The sequence below is a fragment of the Moorena sp. SIO1F2 genome (genome assembly GCF_010672755.1).
In the GTDB taxonomy this organism is placed as follows: Bacteria; Cyanobacteriota; Cyanobacteriia; order Cyanobacteriales; family Coleofasciculaceae; genus Moorena.
Genome location: NZ_JAAHFV010000260.1, coordinates 1 through 9,408, shown reverse-complemented (window position 1 = coordinate 9,408; position 9,408 = coordinate 1). Strand labels below are relative to the sequence as shown.

Sequence of the window (9,408 nt, the reverse complement as noted above, 5' to 3'; positions counted from 1 at the left end):
TCACCTTTAGTTACCGAAGAGGGGATACAGGCAAATTCACAAGCAGATAGTTTGATAATACTTAGCTTACTTAAAAAACTGCTATCAAAGCGTGTTATAGTTATCGCTTTTTTGGTGATTTCTATCTTTAGCATGTTCTCGGTGGGAGAATACCTGTTTTGTTGGTGTATAAGTAGCATATGGCAAAGAGGAGCAGGAGAAAATTCCTTACTTTCCTCATTTATTTCATGGCTAGATACTGACCCTCCACTTACAAAGCGATGTAAAGCACGAGGCTTCAAGTTTTCTCCATAATAAATTTACTCTTTGGATGTTTATCGTAAAACAACTGCACAAGAATCTTTTTCTTTATCTTCGCAGCATAAGTATTTTTCATTAATCCAAAATTTTTTTGTTCCAGAAGTAAAATCGACATTAATTATCACCCAATCGTCTCCATGATCGGTCTGCCCTTTTTGATCCGTCTTAGTTACCTTAGTTCCTAGTTTAAGCCAAGAGACAACCCGACCATCTAGTGGATTATCTGATTTGATTTCACGTATAGGTACTGGTCTGGATGCTACTTCTGTGTGAGTATTATGGCCAAAAGCTGTTGTAACTATACTTTTTAGGGGAATAATGCTGAATCCAATAACAAGAATAACAAGGTATTTTATAACTTTTACTGTCATTGCAAAGAGAAAAGTAATGGTTGACTACTATACTCTTCGCTAGCTCTAAATTGAATCAGGATATTTTACTAAGAAAGAAAGCAATATCTCCAAAAATTCATGAAATGGCGGTAAAATCGTATAAAACAGTGTTTTACACTAGTCAATGTTTATGCTAAGTTAATTCTTTGTTTGAAGAAAAAGGCAAAAGGCAAAAGGGGACTTAAGCCACATTGACTGGTTTGATGGGATTGACCGTAAGTCACGCTAAGGGATTGACAGTAGGCCACGCTATGGGATGAAGCGAAGCTTCCGCTAAAAGCGATCGCATTCACATCCCATCAAGCCGATATTACTTCAAAATCAGAAATCGTCTCAATCCATACCCGTGCTCCACACTTGAGGGGATCATCTGGACGATACATTACCCGACAAGGGCCATTGACCTCTACCGTATGACCGTAAACATTTTTAGAGCCTCGCTTCACCGTAATCACAGGATTACGCTCCCCGGTCTTGAGATTTTGGCGAATGACTTTCTGGTTAACATGAATCACAGCCTTAGTGTACTCTGTACGCTTTGACCAGTTCCGTTTTGGTCCGCGAGTGCCAGGAGTGACCACCGGCATACCATCAAACAACGGAATCACCCAAGTTCTACCCACCTTATAAGCGCCTTTAACTCTGCCTTTGCCCAGAAGGTAACGGACGCGAGTGGCAGAAACACCCAGTAATTCAGCGGCTTGTGCGGTGGAAATCATCATGGGGAGTAAACCATTGCTTTAACGATATTATTATCTTAACACTATTTTCCCAAAAATGCAAAGATTTGGAAAAACTATTGCACTGTCGCTATTTCAGGGCTTGTGGTAGGTGTGGTAAGTGTGGTAAATGTGGGTAGTGTTGTAAGTGTGGGTAGTGTGGGAGGTGTGGGAGTGCTAAAAAACTATTGCATTTTCACAATCTCAAGCAGTAGGGGCAACTGGGATTAGTGGGATTAGTGAGAGGAGTGAGATAAAAGTGTTATCAAAAACTATTGCATTTTCACAATTTAATGCTAATACCAAGTTGCGTGGCCAACGGCTGAATACTTACTTAAAAAAAATCAAAAATAATTATTTCCAGATCCGCTGTTCCCTATTTCCTACTCCCTTTGCTAAAAACTAATTGTTAAAATCCTTGATAACAAAATTCTTGGCCGACACCTTACTTAGTCAGGGATTATATAAAAAATCTCTAGCCTCAAGGTTAATAAAAAACTAAAAAAATTAAGTTAAAATTACATCTAGGTTAACTTTACAAAATCTTTATACCCTACTCAGATAAAATTACACGAAAAATTGACAGCGACTTCAAAAACAAGCTTTAACCAAACCTTATAATTATGTTTATATAATTACAATCAAAATTTAACCTGGAAATGAAACCCTTACTAAGGGAGGTCAGCCAGTTTCAATCATCACGTAAACCTAGGCCAAGGCGATTTAAGGTTGGCAACAATTACGTACTATGTGATAGCTGAAAGCTGAAATGCTGACACAATTTAGCTAGTTTATGTGCTTCTTCTCTAGATATAAAAACCCTAAATTCGAGAGTTTTAGTCTCGTTGATTCCAGGATTTTATGAAATTAAAAGGATTTGCATCTTTACCAGCTGATACCTTTGCAGAAGGACCCCAGTCTGGTGCAGACAATGGCAGGGGTGAACCGATTTCTGCCAATGGTCGCACGGGTCCGTTTGATGGACAACCTGTTCAAGGCTTTAGTGGTGTTCAGTTTGCTCCTAGTGGGGGTGGCTCTTTTTGGTTCCTATCAGATAACGGTTTTGGAGCCCAACAGAATAGTGCTGATTATTTGCTCAGACTCTATCAAGTTAACCCTGATTTCAAGGGTGCAGAGGATGGAGATGGTAGTGTTGAGATTGAAGGCTTTGTTCAACTGTCTGACCCTGATGGCAAGATTCCTTTCAAGATTGTCAACGAAGACAGTAGCGATCGCTTTCTGACCGGGGCTAATTTTGATATCGAGTCTTTTGTGATTGATGCTAAAGGCGATATCTGGATTGGTGAGGAATTCGGTCCGTTTATACTTCACTTCGATAGCACTGGTAAACTGCTCGAAGCCCCTATTTCCACTCCCAATATCCCCGGCAATACCACAGGGGAATTTGTGCGATCGCCTCAAAACCCAGATTTAAAGTTCAATACCCTTGATGGTGATCCTCCCCTAGTGATTGGACACCGGGGTGCTAGTGGTGATCGTCCAGAGCATACCTTAGAAGCTTACGCTCTTGCCATTGAACAAGGGGCTGATTTCATTGAGCCTGACCTAGTAATCACTAAAGACGGTGTCTTGATTGCTCGTCACGAACCGTTGCTAGATGATACCACTAACGTAGCTGAAGTATTTGGTGAAGACCGCAAGTCCACCAAACTTCTGGATGGTGAAGAAATTACTGGTTACTTTGCTGAAGATTTCACCTTAGCAGAAATCAAGCAACTGCGTGCTGTTCAGTCTCGTGACTTTCGTAGTGATGAGTTTGATGGTCAGTTTGAAATTCCCACTTTCAAAGAGGTTATCGAACTACTCCAGCAGGTAGAAGCGGAAACTGGTAAAAAAATCGGTATCTATCGTGAAACCAAGCATCCTACATTCTTCGATGACCAAGGCTTGTCCAACCTTACCTGATGGCAGACAATCCCTAATTGTTGCTAGCGATAACAATTTCAATGACAGCCAGATTACCCAATTCCTAGCATTTGGGCTAGACCTCGATAATATTCAATCTCCGACAGCAATAGTAGAAACTACCTCCGAGATTAACGGTACTCAAGGGGCTGACGAGTTGATTGGAACTATTGATGCTGATCTGATCAATGGCTTTGATGGAAATGATACCATTGCTGGGGGATTGGGTAATGATATCATATTTGGTGGCAATGGCGATGATATCCTACGGGGAGATAGCAATAGCAAGGCCCCAGGTGGTAACGCTGGTGGTGATGATATTATCTATGGTGGTTCAGGAAGCGATCGCATTGGCGGGAAATCTGGTAATGACTCCCTCTATGGTGGCTTCGGAGATGATCAACTCTGGGGTGATGCTGGGGATGACCTATTAAGTGGTGGTCTCGGTAATGATACTCTGACTGGAGATAACTTTTCTAATGGTAGTGGCAGTGATACCTTTGTCCTAGAGATTGGGGAAGGTACTGACACGATTACAGACTTCGAGCTGGGCACTGACTTAATTGGTTTAGGCAATGGTTTAAGCTTTGGTGATGTGTCTATCACCTCCGATAGTAATAATTCTCTAATCAATGTTGGAGATTAAACCCTAGCAGTAGTGTTAGGAGTAACAACCCTTGCTGAAAGCGATTTGGTTATCTTATAGCAATTCTCAAATTAGGAAGTAGGGGAATAGGTAGTCGGGAGATGGGGAGATTTGTATTAAGGGTAATAATCGAGACATAATAACTCCCTCACTTCCCAGATTCGCTGTTTCTTTATCAAACTACTTAATAATAGGTAACCTGGAATAGGTAAATTGGGATCATAACTAATGAGTTTTAGTTAGTTTTTAGCTAATTTTGCTTATAGCGGTTCTCATAGTAATGAGGTACAGATGATTGTTTACCTGTTCCCTGAGCCGAAGTTACCTGTTCCCGATTCCCGATTCCCGATTCCCGATTCCCGATTCCCGATTCCCGATTCCCGATTCACATCACAATTTAAATGTGTGACAGCTTAGTATTAGGAATTGGAGTCGGGAGTGTGAAGAGCTTTGGCCAAGAGGGTAAGACCCTACACCCACCCGATTTTGGATCCAAACCCAAACCTGTAGCTATTAATGTAAATTTTAAGTAAAGCTGACGTCACAAAAATAGCAAATTATGTAAGATTATGTAAAGGTTACTAGAGTAGACTCTTTTATAGTATAGTTTTACTTAAAACCAAAAAGCTCTTGAGTCAAGTAACCTATGGCTCAATTAGTCTGACCGATAGGATCGACTTGGAGGTTAAAGCTACCAAGATTACTTTGGTCATCTCCGAAGACGGTGCTTAGCCAGCGGGCATCTATAGCCCAGTTGCTTAGATCAAAGACAAAGGATTTGGATTTAGTTTGCTAATCGGAGAGTATCAAATCCAAGACAATAAAATTCAAGAAAACCTTAAGTCTATGTTCCTGAACTAGTGATTGTAATGACATTAGGGAAAGGGTAAAATCTACTTGATAATAAATCGAATATCGGCTTAGGTAGACTCCTTTGAACTCCAGACAAAGGTTATGGGTAACTAGATAAATAAAGTCCATCTTGATGTGGCTCGATTATCAAGTTAAATGCTCATACCCAAATGGAGTCAAGGTTATGACTATGATCATGCTAGTAATAAGCCTAGTATGAGTGGGTAATTCCATTGGCTGTTCTTTTTGAATTAGTTCAGAATCAATGGGATGTTCCGTTAGCGAATGCAGATCAGATTGAGCAAATAGCTTATTCAATAACGTTCAAGAAAGCACAGATTGCTTGCTGTTATCTTGCTGCTATCAGTATTTGCGTTATTCAGCCATCGCTACACTATCTCAAGGTTAAAGGTTAATTATTAACACTAGCTGTAGAGTTCAGGCGCAAACCCTCACTAAGTAGGTAGGAAAAGTAGGTAGAAAATTAACGTATTATGCTGACGTTTAACTGTTGAATATCAACGGTTAACCTTAAGGACAGTTAACAACATAAAAAGTTAGCGGTAACACTACTAACCTAACTATTTAATTGAGCAACCCATACTAAATAATTAAGCTAATTGTTATTAGCTTAATTATTTAGTATAAACGAAAATTTTAGCATTTTGCTGTTCGCGAAGCGGTTTCTTCGGAACAGGGGAATGAGTACATGATTATTGCTATAAAACTTTAAATAAGTTGATAGCTAATAGCTGATCTGGGTACTCGCCATCTACTATCTAGGATAAATTTGTGGCAGATATATTAAATAAAATTGGCAGCTTTTCTAGTGAGATGGGGGCTGAAATTACCGCCTACGACCCCATATCTCAAGAGTTATTTGTAGTATCTGGTGGAACTGAGGTGCAAGTGCTAGACCTCAGTGATCCCACCAATCCAACTGAGGTAATACCACCCATTGATCTTGCTTCTTTGATACCTGACATTGACGGAGCAAATAGCGTAGCCTATAGCAATGGTTTACTGGCGCTAGCGTTAGAAGCTAGCACCTCTACTGATCCAGGTAAGGTAGCAATTATAGATATTGCTGCTTATAAGAACAATCCGGCTGACCCCAATGCCCTGACAGTAGTGCAAGCGGGGCCCCTACCCGATATGCTCACCTTTACCCCTGATGGCACCAAAATACTGGTTGCTAATGAAGGAGTAGCGGATGATGGCATTGATCCTGAAGGATCGATCAGTATTATTGATGTGTCCGGTGGGATAGCAACTTTAACCCAAGACAATGTCGCCACAGCAGACTTCAGTGCCTTCAATGGTCGTGAAGCGGAATTCCGGGCAAAGGGTGTACGTATTTTCCCAGACAAGACTGTTGCTCAGGATGTGGAACCAGAGTTCATTGCTGTCTCAAGCGATGGTACTACAGCTTTTGTCAACCTCCAGGAAAACAATGCCTTTGGGGTGGTAGACCTGGAGTCCGCTACAGTAGTGGATATCCTGCCTTTGGGTGTGAAAGACCACAGCCAAGGTCAGCCCACCCTAGAGCTATTTGAGTTCAATGACTTGCCTGTACTTGGTACTACCGAAGGGGGTCAAGAGATTAAACTGGGCGGACTGTCTGGCTTATTCTACGAAGGGACGGATGCAGCAACTGGCAACTTGAAGTTTGTCACGGTTCCTGACCGGGGACCCCATGGCAAACCCACTGATGTGGATGGAGATGGGAGTAAGGAACGACCCTTTGCCTTACCGGATTACCAAGCTCGGGTGATCCGCTTTGAGTTAAATCCCAGCTCTGGCGAGATCACCATTACCGAAACCATTTTCTTGACCCGTCAAGATAGCACCACACCAATCACAGGACTACCCAATATTGCCGGGGTGGATGAAGAACCAGTAGACTTATCTGGCAATTTGCTGCCCTTAGATGAGTTTGGTGCTGACCTGGAAGGGGTAGTAATCGCTGCTGATGGCACCTTCTGGATGGTGGATGAGTACCGTCCAGCTATCTACCACTTTGATGCCCATGGTGTTCTGATTGACCGCTTTGTTCCCCAAGGCACAGCTGCCTTGGCTGGTGCAGCAGTGGGAACCTTTGGCACTGAGTCCTTACCTGAGGAGTACGCCAATCGCCGCCGTAACCGTGGCTTTGAGGCCGTAGCTCTGGATCCAGAGGATAATATCCTCTACGCCTTTATTCAAACTCCTTTACAGAATCCAGACCGTGCTACCTCTGATAGCTCTGATGTGATTCGCATTCTCGGAATTGATACTACCACAGGTAATGCCGTTGCCGAGTATGTTTACTTGCTCGAAGACCCTGCTTTACGTAGTGGAGGACGAGTAGATAAGATTGGTGATGCGGTATACGCTGAGGATGGAAAATTATTTGTCATTGAGCGAGATTCCGCAGTTGGTGATACAGCGAAGAAGTTCATCTTCCAAATAGACCTGACAAAAGCCACTAATTTACTTGCTCCGGATGCCCCCACACTACCTACTGGCTCTACTCTGGAGCAGTTGAGTGCAGATGACCTAGATGCTCTTGGGATTCAGGCGGTCAATAAGATTAAGGTGACAAACCTGCCTTCCATTGGGTATCTCGCTGGTGATAAACCAGAAGGTCTAGCGCTACTGGATGATGGCAAACTGGCTGTACTCAATGACAATGACTTTGGAGTACTCGATCAGCAGATTCCGGTGGATGGCTCGGTTGCTCTGAACCCCAATCCAACTCCTGTGGTCTTAGGTCTGATCGACCTGGGTGAGAACAATGCCCTGGATGCTAGTAATGAGGATGATGGCATCAACATCCAAAATTGGCCCGTTTTCGGTCTATACCAACCAGATGGGATCGCATCCTTTGAGGCAAACGGTCAAACCTACTACGTCACTGCCAATGAAGGGGATATCAGGGATGAAGAGGAACGGATTGCAAACTTGACCCTCGACCCAGAGGCCTTTCCCGATGCTGAAACCCTACAACCAGAGTCTCAACTGGGTCGTTTGAGAATATCTACCATTGATGGGGATTTGGATAATGATGGTGATTTTGACCAGCTATTCTCCTACGGTGGGCGCTCCTTCTCAATTTGGGATGAGTTTGGCAACCTAGTGTTTGATAGTGGTGATGACTTTGAACGAATTACAGCTCAGCAAGTTCCTGAACTATTTAATTCTAGCGGCACTCCTGATACTTTTGACGACCGCAGTGACAATCAAGGACCAGAACCGGAAGGAATTGTCACCGGGGTCATTAATGATCGCACTTACACGTTTATCGGTCTCGAACGAATAGGCGGCGTGATTGTCTACGATGTCACTAATCCCACGGCTCCTGAATTTGTCCAATATCTGCCCAATGATAATGGTGGCAATCCAGATGATCCAGTAGACAGTGAGCCTGAGGGGCTAACATTTATTCCTGTAGAAGACAGCCCCAATGGTGAACCCCTGTTGATAGTGGCTCAAGAAGACAGTAAAACCATTACTGTCTTTTCAGTCAACCCCGGTCCGGGAACTCCATCAGATGACGAACTAGTTGGCACCGAAGCTGATGAGACAATCATTGCTGGAGCTGGAAATGATCTAGTTGCTGGTGGCTTAGGTAATGATACTATCTTTGGGGGTAATGGAGATGATATATTACGAGGTGACTTCAACAGCCGTTCCTCTAACAATACCCTTGGAGGGGATGATGTAATTTACGGGGGTGCTGGAAGCGATCGCATTGGTGGAAAAGCCGGTAATGATTCCCTGTTTGGTCAGAAAGGTGATGACCAAATCTGGGGTGATGCTGGGGATGACCTACTGCGAGGCGGTCTTGGCAATGATACCCTATTTGGTGATAATGGCTCTAGTGATGGTAGTGATACCTTCATCTTGGCAGCTGGTGAAGGAACTGATAAGATTGGAGATTTCCAAGTCGGTGAAGACTTCATCGGTTTAGCAGACGGGTTAACCTTTGGTCAGTTATCTGTTACTCAGGAAGGCAACAACGCTGTGATTAGCTCCGGTGATGAAACCTTGGCAATCCTGAATCAGGTGCAGGCTGAAACCCTGATCGATAATGCTGCTACGACTTTTGTATTGATTGGTTAAGCCAGAGCCGTTGAAGGTGTAAGGTTGAAGGTTGAAGGTTGAAGGTTGAAGGTTGACGGTTGAAGGTTAACGGTTGACGGTTGAAGGTTAACGGTTGACGGTTGTTCGCCCTTGGCGTTTGGTGTAGGGTAGGTTGTCTGTCAGAAGGCAGAATGTAGAATTCTTAATTCTTAATTCTGCATTCTACATTCTTAATTCAAAAATGTTGTTCGCCCTTGGCGTTTGGTGTAGGGTAGGTTGTCTGTCAGAAGGCAGAATGTAGAATTAAGAATTAAGAATGTAGAATTCTTAATTCTTAATTCTTAATTCTACATTCTTAATTCAAAAGGGACTCTAATGGTTGACTACCCATGATTGATTTCACAGTTGCTATCTGTACCTATAACGGCGAAACTCGTCTACCTAAGGTTTTAAAGCGATTACTGTATCAAATTAAAACCGACCATTTTGCTTGGGAAATTCTGATTAT

8 protein-coding genes are annotated in these 9,408 nt (G+C 42.8%); 5 read left to right on the top strand and 3 right to left on the bottom strand.

The annotated features are described in order from the left end of the window. The 3 genes from F6J94_RS24385 to F6J94_RS24375 form a co-directional block, all read right to left on the bottom strand. On the bottom strand, window positions 1-281 hold a 281-nt coding region (locus F6J94_RS24385; RefSeq protein ID WP_293044915.1), incomplete at its 3' end, for a hypothetical protein. Between the two features lie 33 nt (window positions 282-314). After that, on the bottom strand, window positions 315-671 hold the full coding sequence (locus tag F6J94_RS24380) for a hypothetical protein (protein WP_293044913.1): 357 nt from the start codon (window positions 669-671) through the stop codon (window positions 315-317). Window positions 672-991: 320 nt separating this feature from the next. Beyond that, window positions 992-1,414 (bottom strand): helix-turn-helix domain-containing protein, encoded by a 423-nt coding sequence (locus tag F6J94_RS24375; protein WP_044492023.1) that lies wholly within the window; start codon window positions 1,412-1,414, stop codon window positions 992-994. A 256-nt stretch (window positions 1,415-1,670) separates the two neighbouring features. Between F6J94_RS24375 and F6J94_RS24370 the strand changes: the two genes are divergently transcribed. The 5 genes from F6J94_RS24370 to F6J94_RS24350 all read left to right on the top strand — a co-directional run bounded on the left by F6J94_RS24370 (window position 1,671) and on the right by F6J94_RS24350 (window position 8,939). Continuing rightward, window positions 1,671-1,817, top strand: a complete 147-nt coding sequence (locus F6J94_RS24370) for a hypothetical protein (RefSeq protein WP_293044911.1) — start codon at window positions 1,671-1,673, stop codon at window positions 1,815-1,817. A 455-nt stretch (window positions 1,818-2,272) separates the two neighbouring features. Then, window positions 2,273-3,337 (top strand): glycerophosphodiester phosphodiesterase family protein, encoded by a 1,065-nt coding sequence (locus tag F6J94_RS24365; protein ID WP_293044909.1) that lies wholly within the window; start codon window positions 2,273-2,275, stop codon window positions 3,335-3,337. Continuing rightward, the gene (locus F6J94_RS24360; protein ID WP_293044906.1) at window positions 3,309-3,983 is read left to right on the top strand and encodes a calcium-binding protein; all 675 of its coding nucleotides are present in this window, start codon (window positions 3,309-3,311) and stop codon (window positions 3,981-3,983) included. Before F6J94_RS24365 ends, F6J94_RS24360 begins: the two co-directional genes overlap by 29 nt. Window positions 3,984-4,274: 291 nt before the next feature. Continuing rightward, window positions 4,275-4,400, top strand: a complete 126-nt coding sequence (locus F6J94_RS24355; RefSeq protein ID WP_293044904.1) for a hypothetical protein — start codon at window positions 4,275-4,277, stop codon at window positions 4,398-4,400. 1,227 nt (window positions 4,401-5,627) lie between these two features. Next, window positions 5,628-8,939, top strand: coding sequence for a choice-of-anchor I family protein (locus tag F6J94_RS24350; RefSeq protein ID WP_293044902.1), 3,312 nt, complete (start codon window positions 5,628-5,630; stop codon window positions 8,937-8,939). The last annotated feature ends 469 nt before the right edge of the window (window positions 8,940-9,408 follow it).

Bases quoted from the DNA above. Each gene is read 5' to 3' on its own strand.
- F6J94_RS24380 (WP_293044913.1), bottom strand. From the start codon at position 671: ATGACAGTAAAAGTTATAAAATACCTTGTTATTCTTGTTATTGGATTC.
- F6J94_RS24375 (WP_044492023.1), bottom strand. From the start codon at position 1,414: ATGATGATTTCCACCGCACAAGCCGCTGAATTACTGGGTGTTTCTGCC.
- F6J94_RS24365 (WP_293044909.1), top strand. From the start codon at position 2,273: ATGAAATTAAAAGGATTTGCATCTTTACCAGCTGATACCTTTGCAGAA.
- F6J94_RS24360 (WP_293044906.1), top strand. From the start codon at position 3,309: ATGACCAAGGCTTGTCCAACCTTACCTGATGGCAGACAATCCCTAATT.
- F6J94_RS24355 (WP_293044904.1), top strand. From the start codon at position 4,275: ATGATTGTTTACCTGTTCCCTGAGCCGAAGTTACCTGTTCCCGATTCC.